This window comes from Streptomyces capparidis, assembly GCF_054782095.1.
Map to the genome: position 1 here is coordinate 219225 of NZ_BAAGTD010000002.1, position 26926 is coordinate 246150.

Annotated in this window: 17 protein-coding genes; 11 read left to right on the forward strand and 6 right to left on the reverse strand. The window is 76.7% G+C overall.

The features are described 5' to 3' along the window. Positions 1-208: 208 nt before the first annotated feature. Together ACYVO2_RS03040 and ACYVO2_RS03045 are read left to right on the forward strand one after the other, a co-directional pair. Positions 209-1507 carry a CAP domain-containing protein gene (locus ACYVO2_RS03040; protein ID WP_461006033.1) on the forward strand — a complete coding sequence of 433 codons (1299 nt, stop codon included), beginning with the start codon at positions 209-211 and terminating at the stop codon, positions 1505-1507. 205 nt (positions 1508-1712) lie between these two features. Continuing rightward, the gene (locus ACYVO2_RS03045) at positions 1713-3851 is read left to right on the forward strand and encodes a SpoIIE family protein phosphatase (RefSeq protein WP_461005955.1); all 2139 of its coding nucleotides are present in this window, start codon (positions 1713-1715) and stop codon (positions 3849-3851) included. A 42-nt stretch (positions 3852-3893) separates the two neighbouring features. Here the strand turns inward: ACYVO2_RS03045 and ACYVO2_RS03050 are convergent, their stop codons facing one another. The 3 genes from ACYVO2_RS03050 to ACYVO2_RS03060 all read right to left on the reverse strand — a co-directional run bounded on the left by ACYVO2_RS03050 (position 3894) and on the right by ACYVO2_RS03060 (position 4798). Next, the gene (locus tag ACYVO2_RS03050) at positions 3894-4181 is read right to left on the reverse strand and encodes a type II toxin-antitoxin system RelE family toxin (RefSeq protein WP_461005956.1); all 288 of its coding nucleotides are present in this window, start codon (positions 4179-4181) and stop codon (positions 3894-3896) included. A 4-nt stretch (positions 4182-4185) separates the two neighbouring features. Then, positions 4186-4467 (reverse strand): type II toxin-antitoxin system Phd/YefM family antitoxin, encoded by a 282-nt coding sequence (locus tag ACYVO2_RS03055; RefSeq protein WP_461005957.1) that lies wholly within the window; start codon positions 4465-4467, stop codon positions 4186-4188. A gap of 91 nt (positions 4468-4558) precedes the next feature. Beyond that, complete coding sequence (locus ACYVO2_RS03060; protein WP_461005958.1) at positions 4559-4798, reverse strand: DUF2277 domain-containing protein; 240 nt, start codon at positions 4796-4798, stop codon at positions 4559-4561. Positions 4799-4959: 161 nt separating this feature from the next. On the opposite strand from ACYVO2_RS03060, the gene ACYVO2_RS03065 reads away from it, so the two are divergent. From ACYVO2_RS03065 to ACYVO2_RS03090, 6 genes are all read left to right on the forward strand, one after another. Further along, a complete protein-coding gene (locus tag ACYVO2_RS03065; protein ID WP_461005959.1) occupies positions 4960-5931 on the forward strand; it encodes a pectate lyase family protein in 972 nt (323 codons plus the stop codon). A 182-nt stretch (positions 5932-6113) separates the two neighbouring features. Further along, positions 6114-9638 carry a substrate-binding domain-containing protein gene (locus ACYVO2_RS03070; RefSeq protein WP_461005960.1) on the forward strand — a complete coding sequence of 1175 codons (3525 nt, stop codon included), beginning with the start codon at positions 6114-6116 and terminating at the stop codon, positions 9636-9638. A gap of 337 nt (positions 9639-9975) precedes the next feature. After that, the gene (locus tag ACYVO2_RS03075; RefSeq protein WP_461005961.1) at positions 9976-16587 is read left to right on the forward strand and encodes a hypothetical protein; all 6612 of its coding nucleotides are present in this window, start codon (positions 9976-9978) and stop codon (positions 16585-16587) included. Continuing rightward, on the forward strand, positions 16584-18629 hold the full coding sequence (locus ACYVO2_RS03080) for an MBL fold metallo-hydrolase (protein WP_461005962.1): 2046 nt from the start codon (positions 16584-16586) through the stop codon (positions 18627-18629). The genes ACYVO2_RS03075 and ACYVO2_RS03080 overlap by 4 nt, the downstream gene beginning before the upstream one ends. Before the next feature lie 152 nt (positions 18630-18781). Beyond that, entirely contained in the window at positions 18782-19255 is a 474-nt protein-coding gene (locus ACYVO2_RS03085; RefSeq protein WP_461005963.1) for a cupin domain-containing protein, read from the forward strand. 83 nt (positions 19256-19338) lie between these two features. Continuing rightward, positions 19339-19860 carry a ParH-like protein gene (locus tag ACYVO2_RS03090; RefSeq protein WP_461005964.1) on the forward strand — a complete coding sequence of 174 codons (522 nt, stop codon included), beginning with the start codon at positions 19339-19341 and terminating at the stop codon, positions 19858-19860. A gap of 195 nt (positions 19861-20055) precedes the next feature. Here ACYVO2_RS03090 and ACYVO2_RS03095 read toward each other — a convergent pair whose 3' ends face one another. Then, positions 20056-20583, reverse strand: coding sequence for an XRE family transcriptional regulator (locus ACYVO2_RS03095; RefSeq protein WP_461005965.1), 528 nt, complete (start codon positions 20581-20583; stop codon positions 20056-20058). A 211-nt stretch (positions 20584-20794) separates the two neighbouring features. Here ACYVO2_RS03095 and ACYVO2_RS03100 point away from each other — a divergent pair, with 211 nt between their 5' ends. Next, positions 20795-23014, forward strand: a complete 2220-nt coding sequence (locus ACYVO2_RS03100; protein ID WP_461005966.1) for a LuxR C-terminal-related transcriptional regulator — start codon at positions 20795-20797, stop codon at positions 23012-23014. Between the two features lie 49 nt (positions 23015-23063). Here ACYVO2_RS03100 and ACYVO2_RS03105 read toward each other — a convergent pair whose 3' ends face one another. Then, positions 23064-23867 carry a nucleotidyltransferase domain-containing protein gene (locus ACYVO2_RS03105; protein WP_461005967.1) on the reverse strand — a complete coding sequence of 268 codons (804 nt, stop codon included), beginning with the start codon at positions 23865-23867 and terminating at the stop codon, positions 23064-23066. A 55-nt stretch (positions 23868-23922) separates the two neighbouring features. Then, a complete protein-coding gene (locus tag ACYVO2_RS03110; protein WP_461005968.1) occupies positions 23923-24798 on the reverse strand; it encodes a helix-turn-helix transcriptional regulator in 876 nt (291 codons plus the stop codon). A gap of 201 nt (positions 24799-24999) precedes the next feature. On the opposite strand from ACYVO2_RS03110, the gene ACYVO2_RS03115 reads away from it, so the two are divergent. Continuing rightward, positions 25000-25776: an SDR family oxidoreductase gene (locus ACYVO2_RS03115; protein ID WP_461005969.1), complete on the forward strand. Its 777-nt coding sequence runs from the start codon at positions 25000-25002 to the stop codon at positions 25774-25776. A gap of 47 nt (positions 25777-25823) precedes the next feature. After that, on the forward strand, positions 25824-26906 hold the full coding sequence (locus tag ACYVO2_RS03120; RefSeq protein ID WP_461005970.1) for a hypothetical protein: 1083 nt from the start codon (positions 25824-25826) through the stop codon (positions 26904-26906). Positions 26907-26926 lie beyond the last annotated feature (20 nt).

Consider the following 26926-nt stretch of genomic DNA (forward strand, 5'->3'; position numbering starts at 1 on the left):
CAACGAGGGGTTGCCTGCCCGGCACGCTGGGCGGAAGCCCTGCCGAACGCTTGGCAGAACCTTGCCCGGCAGGTGAGCGCGCCCCCGCCGGGCGGCGTACCGAGGCGGCGGCGGTGCCCGCCCCGCCCCATGGGGAACCCCTCCCGCCGCCGTGCCCGTTGTCCGGGTGGGTGGTTCGACGGGCCGGGTGGCCGGGGCGGGGGTGGCGGTGGAGGAGTTGGCTGCCGGGGGGAACCTGGCGCTGCCGGACGGGGCGCTGACCGTGCGGGTCCGCGGGCCGTTCGACCTGTCGCTGCTGGTCACCGGTGAGCAGGGGCGGGTGGCGGGCGACGGGGACTTCGTGTTCTACAACCAGCCCGCCGCGCCCGGGGTGCGGCTGCGCGGGGACACCGCCGTGGTGGACCCGCGGCGGCTGCGGGCGGGGGCGAGCCGGGTCACGGTGGTGGTCGGCGCCGCGGAGCCCGGGGTGCCCCTGCGGCGACTGCCCGCGCCGGTGCTCAGCGTGACGGGGCGCGGCGGGGAGGCGCCGGCCAGGGTCGTCCCGCCGCCGCCGGGCGAGGAGTCGGTGCTGCTGCTCGCCGAGATCTACCGGCGGGGCGCGCGGTGGAAGCTGCGGGCGCTCGGCCAGGGGTACGCGGACGGGCTCGCGGGGGTGGCGCGGGACTTCGGGGTGGACGTGGACGACGACGGCGGCGCGGACCAGGGCGCGGGCCCGCCGCCGGCGGAGGCGGCGGTCTTCGCGCGACTGGTCAACGCCGAGCGGTCCCGGACGGGCGGGCTGCCGCCGGTGGCGGTGGACGTCCGGCTGGCGGCCGCGGCGCGGGCGCACAGCGAGGGGATGGCGGCGCGGGGCCGCCTGGGCGCGGAGGGGCCGGACGGCGTCTCGCTGTTCCAGCGGGTCACCGCGGCGGGGTACGCGTACCTGACCGTCGCCGAGCACCTGGTCTCCGGGCCGCGGGACCCGGCGGAGCTGGTGGAGTACTGCCTGGGGGCGGCGGACCTGGCCCGCCCGTTCCGGGACGCGGCGCTGGTCCACGTCGGGCTGGGCCGGGCGGGCGGCTCCCGGGGGCCCGACTGCTGGACGGCGCTGTGGGCGGCCCCGCTCACCCCCTCCGGCCTCGCCCGCGCCGTGGGGGACGTCCTGGCGCTCACCAACGCCGAGCGGGCCCGCGCCGGGCTGCCGCCGCTGGCCCCCGATCCCCGGCTGGCCGCCGCCGCGCAGGCGCACAGCGACGACATGGCCGCCCGCGGCTTCTACGCGCACGTCACCCCGGAGGGCCGGCAGCCGTGGGACCGGGCCGCCGCCGCGGGCTGCTCCCACCGCGGCATCGGGGAGAACATCGCCTGCGGCCAGCGCGGCCCCGCCGAGGTGGTCCGCGGATGGATGGACAGCACCGGCCACCGCGCCAACATCCTCAAGCCCGAGTTCACCCACCTGGGTGTCGGCTACGCGCCGGGCGGGCGCGCCGGCACGTACTGGACGCAGTTGTTCGGCATGGCGGGCTGAGCGGGGCGGGCGGGGGCCGCCCGACCGGCTTGAGGTCCGCGGTCCGAGCGCGCACCCTGGACTAAGCGCGACATCTTGGGGCATGTGGAACGAGTGCGGAGCAAGTGGAGTCTTTGGGGCAGGAGGGGCACTCAGGGGAGCGGTCAGGGATCAGGTCGGGGAAGCGTGCAGGGTGGAAGGGATGCGGTCGAGACGGTGGTAGGCGATGAAGGAGCCCAGGGACACCGGTGACGCCGCCTTCCGGGAGGAACCCGGCGGCGAGCCCCCCGCCCGGGAGCCCGTGTGCGAGGTGAACGACCACCTCCTGGTGGACCGCACCTTCACCCAGTCGCCGGTCTTCTCGTCCATCTTCGACACCCGGCAGCGGTTCGTGCGGATCAACGACGCGGCGGCCCGCCTGATCGCCGTCACCGAGGAGGGGGTGCGCGGGCGCCACTTCCGCGAGGTGCGCTCCGACGACGACCCGGGCCAGGAGGGCTACTACCGGGCGCTGCGCGAGGTCGCCGCGACCGGCGAGCCCACCGTCTTCCGGGGCTTCACCCACACCACCGACATGAGCCGCAAGACCGCCTGGCACACCTGGGTGTGGCCGCTGAAGGACGAGGCGGGCCGGGTCACCGGCGTCGCGGCGGCCACCTACGACAACAGCGAGGAGTACTGGGCCAGGGAGCGGATGGCCGTGGTCGCCGAGGCGAGCAGCGCCATCGGCAGCACCCTGGACCTGGTGCGCACCGCGGACGAGCTCGCCGCGGTGGTGGTGCCCAGGTTCGCCGACGTGGCCGCCGTGGACCTGCTGGGCTCCCTGCTGCACGGGGACGAGCCGGTGCCGGGGCCCCCCGACTCCTCCGCCGTGCTGTGCCGGGTCGCCTACCGGGCGGGCGACGTGGACGGCGGCGCGCAGTCCGTGGTGGACCTCGGCGACCGCGACACCTACCCGGAGGGCACCCCGCCCGCCCGCTGCCTGGCCAGCGGCGCCCCGGTGCTCAGCGGCCGGGACGACCCCGGCCTCGCCCGCTGGGCCGCCCAGGACCCCACCGGCGGCCGGCGGGCGGTGCACTCGCTGATCGCGGTGCCCCTGCGGGCCCGCGGCAGCAGCCTGGGCGTCGCCGTGCTGGCCCGGGTGCGGCGCGCCGAGCCGTTCGACCGGGAGGACCTGGCGCTGGCGGAGGAGCTGGCCAGCCGGGCCGCGGTGTGCGTCGACAACGCCCGCCGCTACGGCCGGGAGCACGCCACCGCGCTGGCCCTCCAGCGCAGCCTGCTGCCGCGGCGGCTGCCCGCGCAGGCCGCCGTCGAGGTCGCCCACCGCTACCTGCCCGCAGGCTCCTCCCTCGGCGTCGGCGGGGACTGGTTCGACGTGATCCCGCTGTCCGGGACCCGGGTCGCCCTGGTCGTCGGCGACGTGGTCGGGCACGGCATCCACGCGTCGGCCACCATGGGCCGGCTGCGCACGGCGGTGCGCACCCTCGCCGACGTGGACCTGCCGCCGGACGAACTGCTCACCCACCTGGACGACCTGGTCACCCACCTCAACAGCGACGACAGGACCGCGGGCGAACCCGGCGGCGAGCCCGCCGCGGAGATCGGCGCCACCTGCCTGTACGCCGTCTACGACCCGGTCTCCCGGGAGTGCGCCCTGGCCTCCGCGGGCCACCCGCCGCCCCTGGTGGTGCGCCCCGGCGGCACCCCGGAGCCGCTGCCGCTCAGCCCGGGTCCGCCGCTGGGCGTGGGCAGCCTGCCCTTCGAGTCGTCCTGCCGCATCCTGCCCGAGGGCAGCGTCCTCGCGCTGTACACCGACGGCCTGGTGGAGGCCAGGGACGGCGACATCGAGGCGGGCATGGCCGCCCTGGCGCGCGCGCTGGCCACCGCCCCCGGCTCGCTCGAACTGGCCTGCGACACCGTGCTGAAGTCCCTGCTGCCCGAGCGCCCCACCGACGACGTCGCGCTGCTGATCGCGCGCACCCGCGCGCTGCACACCAACCAGGTCGTCTCCTGGGACCTGTCCACCGACCCCGCCGTCGTCGCCGAGGCCCGCACCCGGGCGTCGGCGCAACTGGCCGAGTGGGACCTGGAGGCGTACACGTTCGTGACCGAGCTGGTGGTGAGCGAACTGGTCACCAACGCCATCCGGTACGGCGGCGAACCCATCCGGCTGCGCCTGATCCGGGACCGCTCCCTGATCTGCGAGGTCTCCGACGGCAGCAGCACCGCCCCCCACCTACGCCGCGCCCACACCTTCGACGAGGGCGGCCGCGGCCTGCTGCTGGTCGCCCAGCTCACCCAGGGCTGGGGCACCCGCCAGACCCCGACGGGCAAGACGATCTGGGCGGAGCAGGCACTGCACTGAGGAGGGCGCGGACCGCGGCAGGGCGGCTCGGGCCCGGGGCCGTCACCCCTCGGGATCCCTCCGGTACACGTCGCGGCGATGGCCCGCGGCCAGCACCCACACGATCAGCTCCTGGTTCTCGACCGTGTAGACGACGCGGTGGTCCCCGACCCGGAGCCGCCAGCGGGAGCTGTGCCCTTGGAGCGCCTTGATGTCGAAGGCGGAGGTGTCCCCCTTGTCCATGGCCTTCTGTAGTTCGGCGAGCCGGTGGAGGATGCGCACGGCGTCGGTACGGGGAATCTTCAGCATGTCCCGCTGGGCGTGCGGGGTGAAACGGGTGACGTGCCCCATGGGGTCAGCCCCGGTGGTCGCGGAGCAGCGCGGCCATCTCCTCCAGGGTGACCGAGCCCTCGGTCCCCTCGGCTTCGGCTTGGTCCGCCAGCTCGTTGAGCCACGCCTCCTCGGACGCTTCGGCAAGTCGGCGCAACTGCCGGTACTCCTCGACATCGATCACGACGGCCTCCTGCTTGCCTCGCCGGGTGATGATCGTCGGGGTCTCCTCCCGACGGGCCCGGTCGATGACATCCGCGAGGTGGGCGCGGACTTCCGCCATGGACTCGATTACCGGCTCGCTCATGGCTCCAATGTACATCGAGTACGTGATGGCGCTGATGTACATAGACGTGATGTCCATGAGGCTGCACAGACCGGTGAGCCTTGCGCTGCCGCTATGCCTCCTCATCCCTCCCCGACCGTCCCCCCGCCCCCCGCACCTCCAGCGTCGACAGCAGGGTGCGGGTGGCCGCGGTGACGGCGGCCACCGCCTCGTCGAAGGCCGCGCGGTTGTGGGCGGCGGGGGAGCGGAAGCCGCTGATCTTGCGGACGTACTGGAGGGCGGCGGCCTCGATGTCGGCCTCGGTGGCGTCGGGGGTCATCGGCGGGCGGAGGGTCTTGATGCTGCGGCACATGCCCCCAGTGTGGCGCGCGTCACTGACAGCGCGCGCAATAGTCCACACGGGGCCCGCCATCGTCCACAGCCGCCGCCCTAGCATCGTGGCGATGCCAGCCGCGCGGCACCGGCGACGCAAGCCGAACGTCTCCAGACACCCCCCACGGACGGAGATCTCTCATGCGCAGGACGAGCGCACGGTTCAAGCTGGCGAGCGCGGTCGCGGTCACCTCCGCCGTCGTCGCACTGACCGGTGTGGCCGCGGGCAGCGGCTCCGCGGCCCCCAGCACCAGCCCGCCCTCGGCGGCAGCGGCCGGCCCGATCGGGTTCGGCGCCGGGACCACGGGCGGGGCGGGCGGGTCCACGGTCACCGTGACCAGCGCCTCCCAGTTCATCTCGGCCGTCCAGTCGAGCAGCCCGACGATCGTGCGGGTCAACGGCACGATCTCGCTGAGCAGCATGACCAAGGTGGCGTCGAACAAGACGATCCAGGGCGTGGGCACCGCGGGCCGGATCACCGGCTACGGCCTGAACGTCGCCAACGCCAACAACGTCATCATCCAGAACCTGACGTTCAGCGGCTCCGCCGACGACGCGATCAACGTGCAGTACTCCACCAAGGTGTGGATCGACCACAACACGCTCACCGGCGCGAAGGACGGCGCCATCGACATCAAGCGCGCCTCGAACAACATCACCGTGTCCTGGAACCGCATGTACAACCAGGACAAGAACATGCTGCTCGGCCACGACGACGGCAACGGCGGCGAGGACATCGGCAAGCTGAAGGTGACCTACGACCACAACTGGTTCGACGGCACCAACCAGCGCAACCCGCGTGTCCGGTTCGGCAACCCGGTGCACGTGCTGAACAACTACTTCGACGGCGTCGGCAGCTACGGCGTGGCCTCCACCGAGGGCGCGGGCGTGCTGGTCGAGGGCAACTACTTCGAGAACACCGAGGACCCGTACCACCTCGGCGAGGGCGACTCCGGGCCCGGCACCCTGGTGGCCAGGAACAACCACTTCGTGAACTCCGGCTCCGGCCAGGCCGGCGGCAGCGTCGCGAGCATCCCGTACGGCTACTCGGTCGACTCCGCGTCCGGCGTGAAATCGATCGTGATGGCCGGGGCGGGCGTCGGCAAGATCTGACCGGAGCGGTTCGATCGGAACGCGGGTCGTGTGAGCGGCCGCGCCGAGGGTCCGGGCAGGACCGGTGTGTCACCGGTCTTGTCCGGACCCGCGCGTTCCGTTACGGTTCCTCGACTCTCCCGGCTTTTTGTTGAGAGCATGCCAGCACGGCATGGGACCTTTCCGGACGAGCGAGGCAGCCCATGGCGGAACACCAGCCGGCGCGCCCTTCAGCCGCGGGGCGGCGGCCGGACGCGGCGGCGAGGCGGCTCACCCTCGGCCTGGTAACCGCCAACATCCACCTCGGGGTGGGCGCCACCCTGTGGTCGGGGGTGCTGGCGGCGGCGGAGCGCAACGACGTCAACGTCGTGTGCTTCCCCGGCGGCCCGCTATGGCCCGACGGCGAGCCGCGCGGCGCCCTGTACGACCTGATCGGCCCCGAGCGCCTGGACGGCGTGATCTGCTGGACGTCCACCCTCGGCCTGCCCGCCGCGGGCGAGCGGGCCGGGCAACTGGTGGCGCGACTGCGGGACCTGCCCGTGGTCAGCCTCAACCGCGCCCTGGAGGGCCACGAGACCCTGCTGCTCGACTCCCGCTCCGGCATGCGGGAGGCCGTCGGGCACCTGGTCAGGGAGCACGGCCGCCGCCGTCTCGCGTGCGTCAGGGGCCCGCTGTCCAACCCCGTCACCCTGGACCGCTACCGCGCCTGGACCGAGGCCCTGGCCTCGCACCGCATCCCCCTGGACCGCTCCCTGGTCGGCGCGTCCCCGGACTTCGGCGGCGGCGCGGGGGCGGCGGCGCTGCGGGTGCTGCTCGACGTGCGGGGCCTGCGGCCGGGGCGGGACTTCGACGCGCTGGTGGCGTGCAGCGACGTCCTGGGCGCCGACGCGCTGCGGTTCCTCACCGGGCGGGGCGTGCGGGTGCCGGAGGACGTCGCGGTGGTCAGCTTCAACGACTCGGTCGAGGCGCGGCTGGCCGACCCGCCGCTGACGTCGGTGGCGCTGCCCTTCGCCGAGCTGGGCGCGCTGGCCGTGGACACCCTGGTGGCCCGGCTGCGCGGCACCGCGCCGCCCGCGCGGGGGGCCGTGCCGGGGACGCTGGTCACCCGCAGGTCCTGCGGCTGCCAGTCGGCGCTGGTGACGCAGGGCGCCCGCGACGAGTACCCGGCCGACGGGGACGGCGGCGGTGACGGGCGCGGGCGCGGGGTGGCGGACCTCGGCGCGGTGTTCGCCGGGCTGCCCGGCGCCGGCGCCGGTGACGGGCTCGCCGCGGCGTTCCGGGCCGACCTGGACGGCGACGCGCCCGGCACCGCCTTCCTCGACCTGCTGGAGCGCCTGGTCGGCGGCGGTGCCCCCACCCGGGACACCGTCGCCGCCTGGGACCGGGCGCTGCTGCGGGCCCGCGCCACCGCCCTGCCCCGACTGCCCGAGGCGGCCAGGGCCCGGGCGGAGCGGCTGTTCGGCCAGGCCAGGCTGCTGGTGGCGGACAAGGCGCACCGCCTGCTCGAGTACGAGCGCTGGGCCGAGGAGCAGGACGCCCGCAAGCTGCGGGAGTTGGCCACCGCCCTCACCACGGCGGTGGACATCGACGCGCTCACCGGCGCGCTGGCCCGCCATCTGCCCGGCATGGGCGTGCCCCACTGCCGCCTGGTGCTGTACCGGGGCGACGGCCACGGGACGGGCCCCGGCCGGGCCCGCCTGGTGCCCGCCCCCGAGGAGGCCGCCGCGGGGCACGAGGAGCCCGCCTACCCGGCGTCGCTGCTGCTGCCCGACGCGCTGCTGCCGCGGGACCGCCGCTTCACCCTCGTCCTGGAGCCGCTGCACATCGGCGGCGAGCAGCTCGGCTTCGCCGTGTTCGACACCGGCCCCGGCGGCGGCGCGGCCCACCGCGGCGCGCTGTACCGGGCGCTGGGCGACCAGGTCAGCGCGGCGCTGAAGGGCATCAGGCTGTTCGACGAGGTGCGCCGGGCCAGGGACGCCGCCGAGCGGGCCAACCGCCTCAAGACCCGTCTGCTGAACAACGCCACCGACGAGCTGCGCACCCCCGTGGAGTCGATCCTGCGGCACACCGCGGACGGCGGCCCCGGCGCGCTGCGCCTGGCCCACGGCGACGCGGCCCGGCTGCTGCGGCTCATCGACGACCTGCTCGACCTGTCCCGCTCCGAGATCGACGACCTGGGTCTGACCCGCCGCATGCTCGACCCCCGCCCGCTGGTCGAGCAGGTCTTCCACGAGGTGGCGCGGGCCCGCCCCGACGGCCGCGCCTGGCGCCTGCACCTGCCGCCGCACCTGCCGGCGATCCGCGCGGACCCGGGCCGGCTGCGGCGCATCCTGCGCAACCTGCTGACGACCGCGGCCGGGCCCGCCGACCCGGAGGGCCCCGGCGTCCTCCTCACCGCGGACGCGCACCCGCCGCTGCTCGCCGTCCGCGTGCTCGGCCCCGGCCTCGCCGCCCTGCCGGGCCGGGCCGAGGACCTGTTCCAGCCGTTCGCCTCCGACCGGCCCGGCTCCCGGCTCGGCCTGGCCATCGCCCGCCGGCTGGCCGTCCTCCACGGCGGCTCGGTCACGCTGGACGGCGGCGAGGGACCCGCCGCGGGGGACGGCCCCCGCGGCTTCCGCCTCCACCTGCCCCTGCCCACCCCCGCCGAGCCGCCCGGCGCCCTGCCCGCCCCCGGCGCCGTCCCCGCCCGCTCCCGGGTCCTGCTGGCCGCCACCGCCGCCGCGCCCCCGGACGAGCCGCCCCCGGAGATCGCCGCGCTGGCCCGCCGCCGCGGCCTGCCGCTGCGCCGCCTGCACCCCGACGACGACCTGGCGGGCGTGGTCGCCGACCTGACCGCGCGCGGCGAACCCGCCGCCGTCGCCTGGGACGCGGGCCGCGCCGCGCCGCAGGAGTGGCCGTCGGTGCAGCGGCTGCACGACCACCCGGCGCTGCGCCACACCCCGTTCCTGCTGTACGGCCCGGTGGCGGGCGACGACCTCGCGGGCGCGCTGAGCGCCCTGCGGCCCGCCGGGCTCGCCGACCCGGTGGTGGTCGTGGACGGGTCCGCGGAGTCCCGGGAGGCGCTGCGCCGGATCGCGGCGGCGGTGCTGCCGGGCCGGGCGGTGCGCACCGCGGCGGACGGCGGCGGCGCGCTCGGCCTGTTCGAGCAGGACGTGCCGTGCCTGCTCGTCGTCGCCAGGACCCTGCCGGACATGGACGGGTTCGACGTGGTGGAGCGGATGTACGACCGCGCGGGCCACTTCGGGGTGCCGGTGCTGATGCTCGGCGAGCGCGGCCCGGCGTACTCCGACATCGAGCGCGCCGGGCCCTACCCCGGGCTGCTGCTGCTCGGCCGGGACATCCTCACCGAGCAGGAGACGGCCCGGCTGCTGGCCGGCATGGCCGAGCGCGGCGAACCCGGCGCGCACCGCACCGGAGCGCCGGTCCGGCACGCCATGGCGTACCTGGAGCGCAACTACCGGCGGCGGGTGTCCCGCTGGCAGGTCGCCCAGGCGGTGGGGCTGAGCGAGGACCACCTGTCCCGGCTGTTCCACCGCGAGCTCGGCCTGACGCTGTGGGAGTACCTGACCCGGGTGCGGGTGCAGCGCGCCAAGGAGCGGCTGCGGCAGAGCGACGACAGCGTGCAGGCCGTGGCCCGCGCCGTGGGCTTCGCCGACCGGGCGTACTTCAGCCGCGTCTTCCGCAAGGTCACCGGTGTGGCGCCGCACGCCTACCGCGAGGTGTCGTGACCGGAGCGCCCGCCGCCGCGGCGCCGTCCCGCTCCGCCGGGACGCAGGCGCCCCCCGGCGCTCCCGCGTGAGCCCGGCGGACGCCGGTGGCGGACCGGGATCGGTGGTGGTGGAGCGTTTGCGCCGGTGTGCGCCAGGAGGGTGAGGAGGCGGCAGGTTTCTGGTGATAACCTCACCCGTCCGTACTCATCCGCTCACCGACCGGTGATGATGGCAGTTAGGGCCGGAAGACGGGTGAGTTGCGGCAGAGCCACTCTTCCGGTGTGGAGCACCGGTATACAAGTGGTTGATTCCTGCCGTCGAGCCGTACTGGCGACGCATCAGCCATCATCTGGGGGTGGCGCCCGTGTCCACGTTCGACAAGCCTCCGCGACATGTGCGCCGCCGGAGGAAGCACCAGGTGCTCAAGGCCGCGAGGAGCGCCGCGCCGGTCCTCGCGACCACTCCGCGGGTGCTCCGGCTCACCGACTGCGCCGAGCTGGCCAAGCAGCTCTGCCGCAGGGTGACACCCGACCAGCTCCGGCACGTCGCCGCCGCGGCGGGCCCCAGGCGGCCCGCGGTGCTCGGGGGCGGGACACGCCTGCCGTTCCCGGCCCCGCTCGCGGATGACTGGCCGGGCGTGCCGCTGCACGAGGTGGAGGCGGACCCGGCCGCGGCCCGCCGGTTCATCGTCGGCAACCTCCAGATGCTGTTCGGCAACCCCGACCGGCTCGACGAGCGGGCCGTGCTCGACCTGCTCGGCGGGGGCGGCCCGGCCAGGGCGGTGCTGGAGCGGGCGCCGCAGACGGTGCGCCTGGTCAGGTCGCTGCACTCCCACCCCGTGGCCTACCTGCGCTGGAACCTCGCCCTGGTCCTCGCCGACCCCACCTGCCCGCTCGGCGCGCTGGCCCTCGGCCTGCTCTACGGCGAGGGCCCGGCGCTGCCCGACCCGGTGCTCGCCGGGCTCGGCGCGGTGTGGCGGGGCCTGGCGGAGGACGTGCGCGGGCTGCCGGAGCGGCCCATCGGGTGGGGCGAGCTGAGCACGCTGGCCGCCGCGACCAGGGAGCCGGAGGCGCAGGCCGTGCCGTCGGCGGGCGCCGACGAGGAGGACGCCGACGAGGAGGACGACGACATGGCGGAGGACGAGCACGAGGACGGCGCCTGCCCGGGGCGGCCCGCGCCCGTGGCCCCCGCCGAGCTCCTGGACTCCCTCGCCGACCTGCTGCCCGCCGCGGCCGAGGCCGCGTCCCGGGCGGCGGCGGCGCTGGCGGGGGGCGCGTGCCCCGCGCCCGGTGACACGGCCGCGGTGAACCGGGTGGTGCGGCTGTTCCAGGACACCGCGGAGGGGTTCGGCCTCCCGCCCGAGGCGTCCGCGGACGGGCTGACGCTGGACGGGCTGCGCGCCGTCCGCGACCGCGCGGACCGGCTCAGCGGCACCCGCGCCGAGCTGCGCGGCCTGGCGGACCTGGAGGGGCCGCAGTGGTGCGCGGACGTGCTCCAGGAGGTGCGGCGCAGGGCGGGCGAGCTGCTGGAGGACACCGGCTCCACCGAGCAGCCGGACGCGGCCGACCTGATGGCGCTGGCCGACTTCATCCGCCTGTCCGGTCACGACCGCGACGCCGAGCGCGCCGACCTCCAGCAGCGCCTGATGCCGCTGCTCGCGGAGCGGCTGCCGGCGCGGTGGCACTCCCTGATTGCGGTGGCGACGATCGGCCAGTTGCGGCTGGGCGGCACCGCGGCGGACGAGACGGCGGACGAGACGGAGACGGCGGGCCCCGAGCGGGTCACCCCGGCGTCCGGCGGCGGATCGACGCGGGGCGGGGCAGGAACCGCCCCGGTGGCCGTCGGAACGGACGGGACCGGGGAGGCGGTGCGGGCCGTGGCGGCCCGGGAGGCGCCGCGCGAGGCCGAACGGGCCGGAGGGAGCGGAGAGACCACGGAGACCGGCGGTGTCCGCGGGGCAGGGGGAATCCGCGAGACCACAAGGTTCGGCGAGACCGGAGAGACCCGAGAGACCCGAGAGACCCGCGAGACCCGGGGATTCGCCGAGGCCGCAGGGACCCGCGAAGCCCGGGAGCCCGAGGCCGGAGGGGCCGCCGAAGCCCGGGAGCCCGAAGAAGCCGCTGAGACGTCCGACCCCCCAACCGCCGGCGGCACCGTCACGGCGCCGCCCGCCACCCCCGCCTCCGACCTGGACCGCGACATCGCCCGCGTCCTGCTCGGCCCCGACCCCGTCCCGCGTCCCCACCCGAACGGCGCGGCCCCCGACGCCGCCACCCCCAACGGCTCACGGCCCCACGGCACGGGCGCCACCCCCGCCCGCACCGCCCCCGTCACCACCCAGCGGCCCCCGTCCGACCCCGTCCCCGCCCCCGCCCCCGCCCCCGCCCCCGCCGAGCCCTCCGCGTCCCCCCTCCACGCGGAGGCGTGCGCCCTGCGGGCCCGCAGGTTCGCGCTCGCCGCGTGGATCCGCCGGGCCGCGGGCGGCGACGGCACGGCGGTGCGGGTCAGGGAGGCCGCCGCCCTGGCCGTCCGGCTCAACAGCGGCACCGGCGACGGCGCGCGCCGCTGCCAGGAGCTGCTGGCCGGTCTCGCCGCCGAGCACTTCGACCGGGACCGGGCGGGCGCGGTGCTGGCCTGGGCCACCGGGATCCGGGTGGGCCTGGTGGCGCCGTCCGCGGAGACGTCCGCGCTGGTGCGGGACCTGTCGTCGTACGCGGCGCGGGGCCGCCAGCCGCTGCTCCAGTTGGCGGAGGCGTTCGCCGAGGCGGGCCAGCGCGGCACGTTCATCGTCCCGGAGATCCTGGGCGCGGTGCGGGACGAGGCGGCGGTGGAGGAGCGCTGCCGGGCCGCCGCCCTGGAGGCCGCCGAGCTGGTGCGCAACGGGCCGCAGCGCAAGCTGCGCTACCAGTTGGCCACCGAGGTGTGGCACCAGATGGCCGACGAGGCCGGGGTGGTGGGGGCGCTGAGCGCGCGGGTGGCGCGGGACGACCCGGGGGAGCTGACCGCGGTGCGCCAGGAGGTGGCCCGGCTGCGCAAGCCGGACGAGGTGGAGCGGGAGATCGACGACGCGACCCGCCGGATGGCCAAGGGCGGCAAGCGGATCGACTACGGCGCCCGGGACAAGCTGCGCGACCTGATCACCACGTCCGTGAACAACGCCGCGGACTGGGCGGACTGGGCGGGGCGCCTCCAGTCCCGGGTGCGGCGGCACGATCGGCACGACTGGCTGGTGCGCCTGGTCAACGACCTGCGGGCCCGGACCAACGCGCTGCGCGGCCCGGTGGAGGAGGCGTTCGCCGAGCTGGCCGCCGAGGCCGCGGACCCGCTGGAGGCGGCGACGTTCGACTCGGCGGCCCAACTGGTGCTGCACGGCGCGTTCCCGCTGCTGAACGGTGTGCCGCAGCCGGTCGCCGACGCCGACCCGGACCGGCTGCTGCGCGGCGAGCTGCTGCTGGTCGCCGACCTGCCGCTGGCCCGCGGCACCCTGGAGCCGCTGGAGCCGGTGGGCGCCCGCTGGCTGCCGAAGCTGGCCGCGCTGGCCGAGCGCCCGGCGGAGCCGCCGGGCGGCGCCTACGAGCCGTACGTCGCCGCGTTCGAGGCGCGGGCGCGGCGCGGCGACCACGTCGGCACCGGCGAGATCGTCCGGGTGGTCAAGGTCGGCGACCGGGAGCTGGCGCAGGAGCTCCGGGCGCGCCGGGAGCGACTGGTCGGGGAGGAGCGCGAGCGACTGCGGGGACGGCTGCGGCAGTTGTCGGACCGGATCAGCGCGGGCCGCCGCGACGGGCTGCTGGACGAGAACTCCTGGTCGGCGCTGGCGTTCCGGGCGCAGGCGCTGGACGACCCGGACCGCTACGACTTCGACCTGGTGCGCCGCCAGGCCGACGAGCTCGACGCCGACCTGGACGACCGGTTCGAGCGGGCCAGGCAGGGGCTGCGCGAGCGGCTGCGGGCCGCGTGCGCGGCGCGGCCCGGGGTGGCCGAGGTGGCCGACCGGATCAGCGAGCGCATCGAGGCGTCCGACCTGACCACGGCCGAGGAGTTCCTCGCCCAGGCCGAGGCGGGCCGCGACCTGCCGGTGGGGGTCGGCGACGACCCGATCGGGGTGCGCGAGTTCTTCCCCGCGGTGCCGCGGGCCATGGCGCGGATGCTGCCCGAGCGCGGCACCTTCGCCAGCCAGGCCGCGGACCGGATCCGCCTGGTGCGGGCCGTGCTGGAGTCGGGCGGGCGCACCGAGGAACCGCGGGTGCGGGCCGTGGTGGAGGCGCTCGGCGGGATACGCCTGGGACCGGCGCGCGCCCTGGAGGCCAAGCGGACCCTCGGTCAGTGGCGGCACCTGGCGGAGACGAAGAACCCCGGCAATCGGGCGGAGAGCGTACGCGCGGTGCTGGCGTACCTGGGCATGGAGTCCACCGGCGCGGAGGAGATCCCCGACGGCGGCAAGGGCGGCCGGAGCGGGGAGCGGGCATGGGTGCGGGTGACGGGCGTCCGGCCGCACGGCGCGCCGGTCCTGCCGCAGTTCGGCAGCCTGGTCAGCCCCACGGGCGAGAGCCTGACGGTGCTGCTGGTGCGCGGCAGCGCGGCGCCGAGCCAGTTCCTCGGCTTCACCCAGCACCTCCCCGCGGAGGAGACCGTGCTGGTGTTCTACTTCGGGGTGCTCTCCCCGGCCGACCGGCGCGATCTGGCGCAGGCCGCCAGGCGCCGCCCGCGCAGCGTCGTCGCCGTGCTCGACGAGGCGGCGCTGGTGTACCTGGCCACCCGGCAGGTGCCGGACTGGGGGCTGCTCACCCAGGTGCTCGCGCCGTTCACCGCCACCGACCCGTACACGCCCAAGGCGGCGGGCGACGTGCCGCAGGAGATGTTCTTCGGCCGCGACCGCGAACTGGACCAGGTGCTGGACCGGTTCGGCTCCTGCCTGGTCTACGGCGGGCGGCAGTTGGGCAAGTCCGCGCTGCTGCGCGCGGCCAGGCGCCGGGCGCTGGCGGAGAACCCGCACCGGGTGGTGATCCTGGAGAGCATCTACTCCGTCGGCAAGTCCAGCTCGTCCGACCAGTTGTGGCCCGCGCTGTGGACCAAGCTCGCCGACGCCGGGATCCTGCCGGAGGTGCCGCGCACCGCGGAGCTGGGCAAGGAGACCCACCGCGGCATCCAGGACTGGCTGCACGCCGACCCCGACCGGCAACTGCTGATCCTGCTGGACGAGGCCGACGACTTCCTGCGCTGCGACGCGGAGGAGCGCCAGTTCCACAACGTCCACCTGATCCGCCAGATCATGGACGAGACCAACCGCAGGGCCAAGGTGGTCTTCGCCGGGCTGCACAGCACCGCCCGGTTCAACGGCCTGTCGAACCAGCCGCTCGCCCACTTCGGCGACCCCGTCTCCGTCGGCCCGCTCGCCCCCCGCGACGCGCTCGACCTGCTCACCCGCCCGCTCGGCGCGCTCGGTCACGGCTTCCAGGACCCGTCGCTGGCCGCCCGTGTGCTGGCCCTGGCCAACAACGCGCCCGCCCTCGTGCAGTTGTTCGCCGCGGCGCTGCTGGAGCGGATGCGGCGCGCGCCCCTGGACGGTGACGCGCCGCCGTACCTGATCACCCGGGCGGACGTGGAGGCCGTGTGGCAGGACCGCACCCTGATGGACAACTTCCGGGAGCGGTTCCGCTGGACGCTCGACCTGGACCTGCGCTACCGCGTCATCGCCTACTGCGTGGCCCACATGGCGCTGCGCTGCGGGGTGGCGGCCACGGCCACCAGCCAGGAGTTGATGGAGGTGTGCCGCGGCCGGTGGCCCGCCGGGTTCGCCGAGTGCACCAGCGACGAGTTCGCCGGGCTGCTCGGGGAGTGCGTGGAACTCGGGGTGCTGGCCACCGACGGGCACGGCTACCGGCTGCGCACCCCGAACCTGCTGCGGCTGCTCGGCACCCGCGACGAGATCGACCAGGAGCTGGACTCCGCCCCGTCCAACCTCCAGGTGCCGCGCAAGTTCGACGGCGCCTCCTACCGGGCCGCGTACCGCGGGCGGCCGCACGAGCGCGCCCCGCTGACCACCGGGCAGCTCGGGCGGCTGTTCCGGCCCCGCGACGCCTGCTTCCTGGTCGCCGGGTCCCTGGCCACCCACGTGGACCGGGTGCGCGGGGCGGTGGAGGCGGCGGTGGAGGACAAGGCGGCCGGGCCGCACGTGCAGCAGCGGCCCCGGGTCGCCCGCGGCGCGGCCGAGCTCGCCGCCGAGCTGCGCCGGCCCCCCGGCCCCGGGCACCGACTGGTGGTCGCCGACCTGACCGGCGCGTCCACGGCCGAGGCCCGGGCGGCGGTGGCCGTGGCCGCCGGACGGGAACCGCGCGCCGGCGCGTCCCCGGCCGGCGGCACCCTCGCCGTGGTGCTGGTCACCGGGCCGCGGCACAGCGCGCTGTGGGCGGAGCACCGGGAACCCGGGTCGCCGCTGGAACTGATGGAGCTGCGCCGGTTCGACCCGGCCGGGATCCGGCTGTGGATGCACGAGACGGAGCTGCCGTTCCAGGAGCGGCGGGTCCACGCCGAGCTGCTGGAGCGCACCGGCGCCTGGCCGTGCCTGGTGCACCGGGTGACGACGCTGCTCGCCGAGGAGCGGGTCCCCGGGCGGGACGCCGCGCTGGAGCTGGTCGAGGCGGAGCTGGCGGCCGACCCCGGGGGGCTGCCGCGACTGGCCGGGGTGCACGCGCTGGGCTCGCTGCGCGCCGCGTGGCGGCAGTTGGTGGAGCTGGCCGACCACGACGAGGCCGAGCCGGAGTTCCTCGCCGAGCTGCTGGAGGCCGCGTCCGGCGAGGGCGAGCTGAGCCCCGCGGCGCTGGCCAGGGACGGGTTCCGCGGCCACCGCGGCCTGGTGGACGTGCTGGAGATGCTGGGCGCGCTGGTGCCCGGCACGGCCGGGATGCTGCGCTGCGAGCCGGTGCTGGCCCGGCTGGAGCGGCTGGCCGGGGCCGGGGAGGAGCGGTGACCGCCACCCGCCGCGCCACCGGCGCCCCGAGCCCCCGGCAGTTGGAGCGGATCGCGGAGGTGGTGCTGGCCAGGCCGGTGATGGCCGAGGTCGCGGCCGGCACCACCCCGCGCGAGTACGCGGCCCGCAACGCGGAGCGGCTGCGCCTGCTGTGGGAGACCTCGCCGCCGCTGCGGGAGGCGGTGCGCCGCGCCGAGGAGCACGGGTCGGCCGCGGCCCGCCCCGCGCCGCCGCCCCCGTCCCCCGCCCCCGACGCCGCGTCCCCCGCCGCCGGCGAGCCGTGCGGCGACCGGTGCCGCGACGAGCGGGTCCGCGACGCCAAGCTGCTGCGCCGCGCCGACCAGCGCGCCAGGGAGCTGCGCGACAAGGTGGACCTGCACCGGGGCCGCGAGCAGGTCGCCCGCCAGGAGGCGGAGGCCCTGCGGGAGCGGGTGCGCGCGCTCGAGGAGCGGGCGCGGGAGGCCGAGGAGGCCGCCGCCGCCACCGCGCTGGAGCGCGACGCCCTCTCCCGCCGCGCCCGCGACCCCCTGCACGCCCTGCGCACCCTGCACCGCGCCCTGCGCCCCGCCGACGGCGCGCCCGGTGAGCTGCGCCGCGTCCTGGACGAGGCCGGGGTGGCCGCCGACGGGCTGCGCGCCACCCTGGACCGCCTGCTGGTGCCGCCGCGCCCCGCCGCGGGCGAGGCCCCGCGGGCCGCCGTCACCGCGGAGCGGGCGCTGCGTGTCGTCCCGCTCGGCGGCGGGGAGGAGATCGGCGGCTCCTGCGTGCTGGTGGAGCTGGCCGGGACGCGGATCCTGGTGGACGCGGGCGTGCGGCAGGACGACCGCGCCGACAAGGCCCCGCCGCCGGGTCTCGCCGACGCCCTGCGCGAAGGCCCGCCGATCCGCGCCGTCGTCGTCACCCACGCCCACAACGACCACTGCGGCTATGTGCCCGCCCTGGTGGCGCGGGTGCCCGGGCTGCGGGTGCTGTGCTCACCGCCCACCGCGGAGCTGCTGCCCCTGATGTGGCGGGACGCCGCCGACGTGCTGCGCCGCCGCTCCCGGGACCGCAGGGCGTGGGGCGACGCCTCCGCGGACGCGCTGTACGGGCCGGCCGAGGTCGGGGAGGCGTGCCGCCGCCTGGAGGACCTGCCGTACGGCACCCGCGCCGCGGTCGGGGACCTGACGGTGGAGCTGTTCCCGGCCGGGCACGTGCTGGGGTCGGCCGGGGTGGTGGTGGGCGGCGGCGGGCGGCGGGTCGTGGTCGGCGGGGACGTGTCGGTGGACCGGCAGTTGGGCGCGGAGCCGCTGGCGCTGCCCGACTCCGCGCGCGACGCCGACCTGCTGCTGCTGGAGTCGACGTGCTGCGACGTGGAGCACCGGCCGCGCCGCGACACCGTGGACGACATGGTCCGCGCCGTCCGGGAGACCTGCGAGGACGGCGGCCGGGTGCTGTTCCCCGCGATGGCGCTGGGCCGCGCCCAGGAGATCGCGCTGTGCCTGGGCGCCCACCTGCCCGGGGTGCCCGTGCTGCTGGACGGGCTCGCGGCCACCGTCGCCGAGGTGTACGGCCGGTTCGCCGACGGCGGCGGCGCCGAGCCGCGCGCGGTCCTCAGCGACAACGTCACCAAGGTCACCGACCGCCGCGCCCAGCGGCTGACCTTCCGCCGGGGCGTGGTGATCTCCACCTCGGGCACGCTGCGCGGCGGGCCCGCCGTGGACTGGGCCAGGGACATCCTGCCGGACCCGGCGGGCGCCCTGTTCGTCTCCGGCTTCCAGGACGAGGAGTCGCCGGGCCGCCGCCTGCTGGAGCTCGCCGAGGGCGCCCGCAGGCTGGAGCTGCCCGAGGGCCCGGTGGAGGTGCGCGCCGCCGTCCGCCAGTTCCAGCTCGGCGCGCACGCCGACCGGCACGGCCTGCTGTCCGTGCTGGAGCGCGCCCGCCCCCGCCGGGTGATGCTGGTCCACGGCCGCCCCGCCGCCCAGCACCGCTTCCGCCACCTGCTCGCCGCCCGCGGCGAGACCGCGGTCCGCACCGGGGAGTGGCTGGGCCCCGGCACCTGAGCCGCCCCGCCGACCGCGCCGGATTGACCCACGGAACGGGCCCCGCAATGCACCACGGCCCCGGTCACCCGCGCGCCTAGATTCGGTGGTGGAAGACGGCGGAGCCCCCGCGGGCCCGCCGCGAACGGCACCACCACCCCAGGGAGAGAACCATGTCCGTTCCCGTGCTCGTCCGCACCGCCGACGCCGAGGTCCTCAGTGACGCCCCCGGCAGCCTGATCACCCTCCTCGCCGACTCCGACCGCACCGACGGGGCCCTGACCTGCAACCGCGCCACCCTCAGCGAGGGCGCCGCCGGGGCGCCGCCGCACTTCCACACCCGGGCCAGCGAGTGCTTCACCGTCCTGTCCGGGCGCCTCCAGGTGCTGCTCGGCGACCGGATCGAGGTGCTGGAGACGGGTGACTTCCTGGTCGTCCCGCCGCGCATCCCGCACGCCTTCGCGCCCGCGCCCGGCTCGCACGCCGACGTGCTGGTGACGTTCACGCCCGGCATGGACCGGTTCGGCTACTACCGCCTGCTGGACCGGGTGAACCGCGGCGAGGCCGACCCGAAGGAGATCGCCGCGTCCGGCGGGCGGTACGACAACCACTACGTGGACAGCGCCGTGTGGCGCGAGCGGGACTGAAGCCTCCGCACAGGCGGCAGGCGGTACTACAGTCGTGAGCGCGCGGAAGTGCGCCGCTTTCCGCCGAGGGGGAGGAGCCGTCCATGCGCGTACGTCTCCCGCGGGGACGACGGGGCGAGGCCCGGGAGTCGAGGCGACTGCGGCGGCGCACGGCGCGGCTCGCGGAGGAGCTGCCGCTGCCGCACCCCTTCCGGGCCGAGGCGCTGGTGGCCCTGCTGGCCGAGCGGCGGGGCAGGCCCATCGAGCTGATGCCGGTGGCGGCGCGCCCCTCGGTGCCCTGCGGGCTGCTGGTCACCACGGACCGGGCCGACTACATCGTCTACGCCGCCGACACCACCGCCCTGCACCGCCAGCACATCATCCTGCACGAGGTGGCGCACCTGCTGTGCGGCCACCACGGCACGCCCGACCCGGCGCTGGTGCCGCACCTGTCGCCCTCGCTGGTGCGGCGGGTGCTCGGCCGCACCGTCTACTCCGAGCCGCAGGAGAGGGAGGCCGAACTGCTGGCCTCCCTCATCCTGCGGCGGGCGCTGCGCTCCGGGTCCGCCCCCCGTCCGGACCAGTCGCCGCTGGGCCCGCTGGTGGGCGCGCCCGGGCCGGAGTGACCCGGCGCCCGCACGCCGTGCCGTCGCGGCCCTGTCCCGCTCGCCGCCCGGTGCGGCGCCGGGGGCAGGTCCCGGCGCCGCGATGGGTGGTACCGATGACGCTAGGCGGCGCGGGCCCGGCGGCGACAGTGGCAGAACCCCGTCGTCCGGATCCGGCCACCCGGGTCCTTCCGGCAGAGTCGTGCGGGGTGGCTGTCAGCGGGTTCCGGCCACCTCACCGCCACCGCCGCCGCCACCGCCGCCGTCACCGCCACCGCTGCTGCCGTCACCGCCGTCGCCGTCCCCCTCGGCCTGCCCGCCGCGCCGCGCGGCCTCGCGCTCCCGCCGGGCGATCACGTCGATCAGGTCGCTGATGGTGCCCAGCGCCTCGGGCGAGAGGTTGACGGCGCGCAGCGCCACGTCCCGCACGCCCGCGTCGCGCAGCGCCCCGAGCAGCTCCACCTCGCGGGCGACCCGCTCGCCCTGCTCGTCGTCGAAGAAGTAGGCGGGCGGCACCTGGAAGAACTGGGCCAGCGCCTCGAGGTGGCGCTTGGTCGGGTTGTCCCGCCGCCCGGTGCGCAACTGCCACAGGTAGGTGGCCGAGAACGACTCCCCGGTGGCCGCCCGGCAGGCCCGGGCCACCTCCTCGTGGGTGTACTGCTGCCGGTCGGGGCGGCGTACGAGGTCGAACAGCCGGTCGATGCGCTGGGCGAGCGTGGTCGCCGCGGCTTCCTCCGCCGTCACCGTCACCTCCTGTCCGGGTGCGCTGCCGGATGCCTGCCCGGGACCACCCGGACTCTGCTGGGATGAACAGTAACTCAGCCTTCATTCACGCTGGTTGACACACTGCCAGCCAACCGTTGATGCTGACGCCCATCGGCACTTCATCAGCACAAATGAATCACATAAAGCTGAATATCCACACGGGCTTGCGGATGGGTGGGTGGCACTGTCCATGACGATCCCTGTACTGAGCACCGCACCACAGACCAGACCGTCCGCACCCGCGGCGGACCCCTTCCCGGCCGACCTCGTCGGCCGCGACGAGGAGCTCGCCGACCTGCTCGGACTCCTCGCCGACGGCACCTGCGGGGGCGTGCTGCTGTGCGGCGGCCCCGGCCTCGGCAAGACCCGGCTGGCCGCCGCGGCCGCCGCCCAGCACGCCCGGCGCACCGGCGCCGCCACGGCCGTCCTCGACGCGGCCCGGCACCCCGACCCGGCCGCCGAGGCGGAACGGCTGCTCCCCGCGCTCACCCCCGGCGGCCTGCTGGTCATCGACGGCCTTGACCTCACCGACCACCGGGCCCTGCTGGCCGTCCCCGCCGCGGCCCGGGTCACCGTCCTGGCCACCGCCCGCCGCCCCCTCACCACCGCGCTGCACCGCTACTCCCTCGCCCCGCTGCCCGTCCCGCTGGACTGCTCCGCCCTGGACCTCGACGGCCTCGCCCGGGTGCCGTCCGTCCTCCTGTACACCGCGTGCCTGCGCGCCCTGCACCCCGGCTTCGCCCTGCGCCGTGACAACCACCGCGCCGTCGCCCGCACCGTCGCCGAGCTGCGGGGCATCCCCGGCGAGCTGTGCGGGGCCGCCCGGATCGCCGCGCTGGAGGGCCCCGAGGTGCTGGACGCCGCCGACGACCCCGCGCACCGCCTGCTGCACGCGTACACCCCGGGCCGGCCCGCGGCGGGGGACGGGCTGACCCCCGAGCAGTTGCGGCTGCTCGCCGCGGCGCGGCTGTTCGCCGGCGGTTTCGGCCCCGAGGCGCTGCGCGCCGTCGCCGACGTGCCGCTGCCGCGGTTCCCCGCCGCCCTGGAGACCCTGCTCGAGGCGCACCTGCTGGCCCTGTCCGGGCTGCCCTCCGGCCGGCTCGGCGGCTTCACCCGGGTGCGGCTGCACGTGCCGTTCGGCGCGCCCCCGCCCGCCGACGCGCCCGGCTTCGACCCCGGCGCCGCCCGCCTGGCGCACGCCCGCTACTACGAGGGGCTGACCCGCGACGCCGCGCGGGCCCTCCACGCCGGCGACCAGGCCGCGGCCCTGACCGCGTTCCGCGCCGAGGAGCGCAACATCCGCGCCGCCCTGGAGACCCGGCTCACCGACGGCGAACCGGCCCGCGCCCTGGACCTCGCCGAGCAGGCCCGCACCCACTTCGACGCCCTCGGCACCCCCTTCCCCTGGGCCGACCGCCTCGCCGCCGCCCCCGCGCCCGCCGCCGAGGCCGACCGCGCCCGCCTGTGCCTGCTCCTGGCGGAGGCCGCCGTGCGCGCCGGGGAGCCGGAGAACGCCCTCGCCCTGCTGGACCGGGTGACCGGCCCCGCCGCCCGCCTGGACCGCGTCCGCGGCCTGGCCACCCTCCCGCACCGCCCCGCGGAGGGCATCGCCCTGCTGCGCCGCGCCCTGGCCGCGTACCGCGCCGGGGACGACGAGCCCGCCGCGTCCCGCACCGCCCTGGAGACCTCCCTCGCCGAGTTCCTGGACGGCCGCACCGCCGAGGCCACCGCGCTCGCCGGCGACGTCCTGCCGTCCGCCCTGGCCCGGCACGACATCCTCACCGTCGGCACCGCCCTGCTGCACCTGAGCGTGTACGCCTCCGCCGAGGGCCGCCGCACCGTCGCCGACGGCTACTACGAACGCGCCATGGCCCACCTGCGCACCCTCGGCGCCCCCGCGGTCCTGGGCGCGTTCACCACCATCCTCGGCAGCCCCCTGCGGCCCGGCGTCACCGCGCGGGCCACCGCCGTCGCCCGTCTGCTCGGCAGCTTCCACGCCGCCCGCCCCGGCCTGTTCGGCGAGCCCGCCGACCCCGACTTCACGGTCGCCCGCGCCGAGCGCCACCTGCGCGGCCTGCTGGACGAGCGGGACTTCCTCGCCGCCCTCCGCGACGGCGCCGCCACCCCCCTGCCCACCCTCCTCCACGACTTCGCCGCCCCACCCGCCGACCCGCCCCCCGCCACCCTCGACTCCCGCCCCGCGGGACCGCTCACCCCCCGCCAGACCCAGGTGTCGTTACTCATCGCGGACGGCCTGAGCAACAAGCAGATCGCCAGGCGCCTGGCGATCTCGGAGTGGACGGTGGTGAACCACATCCGCGAGACCATGAAGAAGCTCGGCTGCACCTCCCGCGTGGAGATAGCCGGCTGGATCCTGGCGGGGACGGCGACGGGGACGGGGCGGGGGTAGACGGCCCTCGGCGGCCGGGCACGGGGCCGGGCCGCACCAGCCCGTGCCCTCACGGCCGAGGCGCCTTCTCCCCGTGGACGGCCAGGTACTCCCCGGCCAGCCACGGCCCCAGCTCGTCCAGGAGGACGGTGAGCACGGCGGGGTCGGCCACGGGGGTGCGGCCGGTACGGGACGCGAGGCGCATCGGGGCGGCTTGCCGGGGGTAGTGCCGTGCGAAGATCTCGGCGCATTCCTCCAGTTCGCTGGTCCAGCCGCCCCACCGGGGCATCACCAGCGTGAACCCGGTCCGGGTGATCCGTCGCCCCGCCTCCCGGGCCACCGCCCGCACCTCCGCCTCCGCCGAGGCCCTGGCCACCCGCTCCCGCCAGTGCGGCAGCGCGAGGCCGAGGTCGCCGTTCGTCTCCCGGGCGAGCAGGGCCGTGGGCCGGTAGCGGGGCAGGCGCGCCGCCAGGTCCTCCCCCAGCAGCGGCGTGCACAGGCAGGCGACGAAGAAGCCGAGGTCGTGCCGCTCCAGCTCACTGAGCAGCGTGGGCACCCCGAACACCAGCACCCCCACCCCGGCGACCTCGGCGAACTCGTCGTCCAGTGCCGCCTCCACCGCCCGTGCCCGCGCCCGGTCACCCTCGTCCGGCTCCGCCCGCAGCGCCACCATCACATCCAGGTCGGACACCCCCGGCACGGCGGTGCCCCGGGGCACGCTCCCGTACAGGTAGGCGCTGTGCAGCCGCTCCTCGAACGCCGCCCCGACCCGCCGCCGCGCCGCCGCGACCACCGGCCGGAACACCTCCGGCACCCGCCGCAGCGCTCCTTCCCGCGCGATCGTCCCGTCCACCCGCAACCCACGCCGGTCCATGAGGGCACTGTGCCCCAACCCGGCACGCCCCGCGGAACCCTTTTCCGCAGCGGGCTCAGCCCTGATGCTGCGTGCGGCCCGGCGCGTCGGGCTGCGGGGCGGTCCAACTGGTGAGGAGGGTGAGGGCCTCGGCGGTGGCGGAGCCCGGTTCCACGTTGTAGACGCACAGGGTCTGGTCGGTGTCGCCGGGCGCCTGGAAGGACTCGTAGGAGAAGTGCAGGTCGCCGACGAGGGGGTGGCGGTAGGACTTGGTGCCGTGGGTGCGGCGCAGCACGCGGTGGTCGTTCCACCAGGTGGAGAACCGTGGCGACTTCAGGGTGAGCTCGCCGACCAGGTCGGCGAGCTGCCGGTCGTGCGGGTGGCGGCCGGCTTCCAGGCGGAGCATGGCGACGGTCTCGGCGGCGATCCGCTCCCAGTCGCCGACGCGCTCGCGGGCCTCGGGGTCCAGCAGGTAGTAGCGGGCCAGGTTCCGCCGGGGCGCGGGGAGGGCGTCGAAGTCGGTCAGGACGGCTCGGGCGAGGCGGTTGGAGGCCAGGACGTCGGTGCGGCGGCCGAGGATGAAGGCGGGCACGTGCTCCAGGGTGTGCAGCATCAGGTGCAGTCCGGGACGGACCCGCTGGGGGGCGGCCGCTGCGCGGCGGGCGGTGGCGGGGCGGGCCAGCAGGTCGGTGAGGTGCTCCCGCTCGGAGGCGTCGAGGTGGAGGGCGCTCGCCAAGGCTTCGACGACCTCGGGGGAGGGGTTGTGCGCGCGGCCCTGCTCGAGCCGGGTGTAGTACTCGGTGCTGACCCCGGCCAGGCGGGCGGCCTCGTCACGGCGCAGGCCGGGCACGCGGCGGGCCCGGCCGTCGGCGGGCAGCCCCGCCTGCTCCGGGGTGGTGCGGGCACGGCGTGAGCGCAGGAAATCGGCGAGCTCGCGGCGACGGTCCTCCATGCCCTCAGTGTGCCAAGCCGGGCGGGGCACGGCCCCGGGCCCGGGTGGCCCTGCCAGTACCTGCCTCGCCGATACCTGCCCGGTCAGGGCGCTTTCCGGCGCCCCGGAAGGCCGTGGCGGCTGGTGTTCTGGTTGTGGCGGGAACGGCGACCGGCCGTCGCCCCGCGCCTCACTCCCCACTCACCCCGGAAGGTGTGCACCATGACCACGCAGACCCACGCCCGTCCCCTCGCCGGCCGTGTCGCGGTCGTCACCGGCGCCTCCAGCGGCATCGGCGAGGCCGCGGCCGAGCACCTGGCCGAACTGGGCGCCCGCGTCGCCGTCCTGGCGCGGCGCGCGGAGCGGCTGCACGAGCTGACCGCCCGGATCGGGAAGAACGGCGGCGAGGCCCTGGCCCTGGCCGTGGACGTGACCGACGCCGCGGCGGTCCGGGCCGCCGCCGACCGGGTGTCGGCCGAGCTGGGCGGCGCCGACCTGCTCCTCAACAACGCGGGCGTCATGCTCCCGGCCCCGATCGAGGAACTGGCCACCGACCAGTGGCAGCGCCAGATCGACCTCAACGTCACCGGCCTGATGAACGTCATCGGCGCGTTCACCCCCCAACTGGTCCGGGCCGCCGGTGAGCGCGGGGTGGCCGACCTGATCAACACCTCGTCGATCGCGGCGCGGAACATCTTCCCGAACTTCGCCGTCTACTCCGCGACCAAGGCGTACGTCACCCACCTCTCCCGGCACCTGCGCGCCGAACTGGGCGCGAAGAACGTCCGGGTCTCGGCGATCGAGCCGGGCATCGTCGGCACCGAACTACAGGACCACGTCACCGACGAGGGCGCGCTGCGGTGGCTGGAGAGCTCCAAGGAGACGATGGAGTGGCTCACGCCCCAGGACGTCGCGCGGACCATCGGCTTCCTCGCGAGCCTCCCGCCGCGGGCCAACCTCCAGCAGGTCACCATCATGCCCACCGCCCAGGCGAGCTGACCGCCGCCGGGGGCCGACGCCGGGGCGTGGGCCGTAGCCTGCCGCGCATGGCCGACTCGCCGCACCCTCCCCGCCCCGGCACCGACCCCCGCCTGGCGCGGATCGACGCCGTGCCGCTGGGCGCCACCCCCGCCCCCGCCGGAACGGTCGAGCCGCTCCCCGGCGGACGGCTCGCCGTGCGGACCCGGGAGGTGGTGGAGGTGCACGCACGGGACGCGTTCCTCTCCGGCGCGCGCGAGCCGCTGTCCCGCCTCCACCTGCCACCCCGCACCCGCGCGGCCGTCGCCCCCGACGGCGGGTTCGTCCTCGCCGAGGGCGCGGCGCTGGCCGCCCGCACCGCCGACGGGGCACCGCGCTGGCGCCTGCCGCACGACGGTTGGCACGGCGGCCACACCCCGCCCCGGCCCCCCGGCGCCCCGGCCGTCAGCCCCTGCGGCACCTGGGTCGCCGCCGTGGTCCCGCACCGCCTGGCCGACGGCGAGCCCGGCGAGGTGGCCGTCCACGACGGCCCGCCCCGGGTGCGCTACGGCCAGGACCGGCTGCTCCTGATCGACGCGGCCACCGGCGAGGTCCGCGCCCGCCGCCCCGTCGCGGCCCTCTCCGGCGCCGTCACCCTGCGCTGGCACCCGGACGGCACGGTGTTCACCGCCTCCTGCTGGACCCCCTGGTATAGCTGGACCACGTACTGGTGCGACACCGCCGGGCGCACCCTCGGCGGGACGGCGTACCACGAGGCCGTCGGCTTCCTGCCCGGCACCGCCCGGACCCTGACGCTGCGCCGCGCCGAGCACCTCCTGCCGGACGACGACCAGTACGAACTGGCCTGGCACGACGTCCACGACCCCACCCGCACCGCGGCCCTCGACCTGACCACCCTCTCCTGGCACCCCGAGGAGGACGACTACGACGACGCCCACCCCCTCGGCCCCGCCCACGTCCTGGTCACCTCCGACTGGCTCCCCCGCGAAGGCCCCCTCACCCCGTCCCACTGGCTCCACGACGCGGACACCCTCCACCCCCTGGGGCGGCTGCGCTACCCCGTCCCGACGACCAACCCCGTAACGGCCCTTGGCGACGGAACGTGGCTGACGAGGGACGGCGGGGTGCTGCGGAGGTGGGGGGTGGGGTGAGGGGCGGCGGGGCAGGAAGG

Bases quoted from the DNA above. Each gene is read 5' to 3' on its own strand.
- ACYVO2_RS03090 (WP_461005964.1), top strand. From the start codon at position 19,339: ATGCGCGTACGTCTCCCGCGGGGACGACGGGGCGAGGCCCGGGAGTCG.
- ACYVO2_RS03120 (WP_461005970.1), top strand. From the start codon at position 25,824: ATGGCCGACTCGCCGCACCCTCCCCGCCCCGGCACCGACCCCCGCCTG.
- ACYVO2_RS03085 (WP_461005963.1), top strand. From the start codon at position 18,782: ATGTCCGTTCCCGTGCTCGTCCGCACCGCCGACGCCGAGGTCCTCAGT.
- ACYVO2_RS03050 (WP_461005956.1), bottom strand. From the start codon at position 4,181: ATGGGGCACGTCACCCGTTTCACCCCGCACGCCCAGCGGGACATGCTG.
- ACYVO2_RS03055 (WP_461005957.1), bottom strand. From the start codon at position 4,467: ATGAGCGAGCCGGTAATCGAGTCCATGGCGGAAGTCCGCGCCCACCTC.
- ACYVO2_RS03110 (WP_461005968.1), bottom strand. From the start codon at position 24,798: ATGGAGGACCGTCGCCGCGAGCTCGCCGATTTCCTGCGCTCACGCCGT.
- ACYVO2_RS03045 (WP_461005955.1), top strand. From the start codon at position 1,713: ATGAAGGAGCCCAGGGACACCGGTGACGCCGCCTTCCGGGAGGAACCC.
- ACYVO2_RS03060 (WP_461005958.1), bottom strand. From the start codon at position 4,798: ATGTGCCGCAGCATCAAGACCCTCCGCCCGCCGATGACCCCCGACGCC.
- ACYVO2_RS03065 (WP_461005959.1), top strand. From the start codon at position 4,960: ATGCGCAGGACGAGCGCACGGTTCAAGCTGGCGAGCGCGGTCGCGGTC.
- ACYVO2_RS03100 (WP_461005966.1), top strand. From the start codon at position 20,795: ATGACGATCCCTGTACTGAGCACCGCACCACAGACCAGACCGTCCGCA.
- ACYVO2_RS03115 (WP_461005969.1), top strand. From the start codon at position 25,000: ATGACCACGCAGACCCACGCCCGTCCCCTCGCCGGCCGTGTCGCGGTC.
- ACYVO2_RS03105 (WP_461005967.1), bottom strand. From the start codon at position 23,867: ATGGACCGGCGTGGGTTGCGGGTGGACGGGACGATCGCGCGGGAAGGA.
- ACYVO2_RS03070 (WP_461005960.1), top strand. From the start codon at position 6,114: ATGGCGGAACACCAGCCGGCGCGCCCTTCAGCCGCGGGGCGGCGGCCG.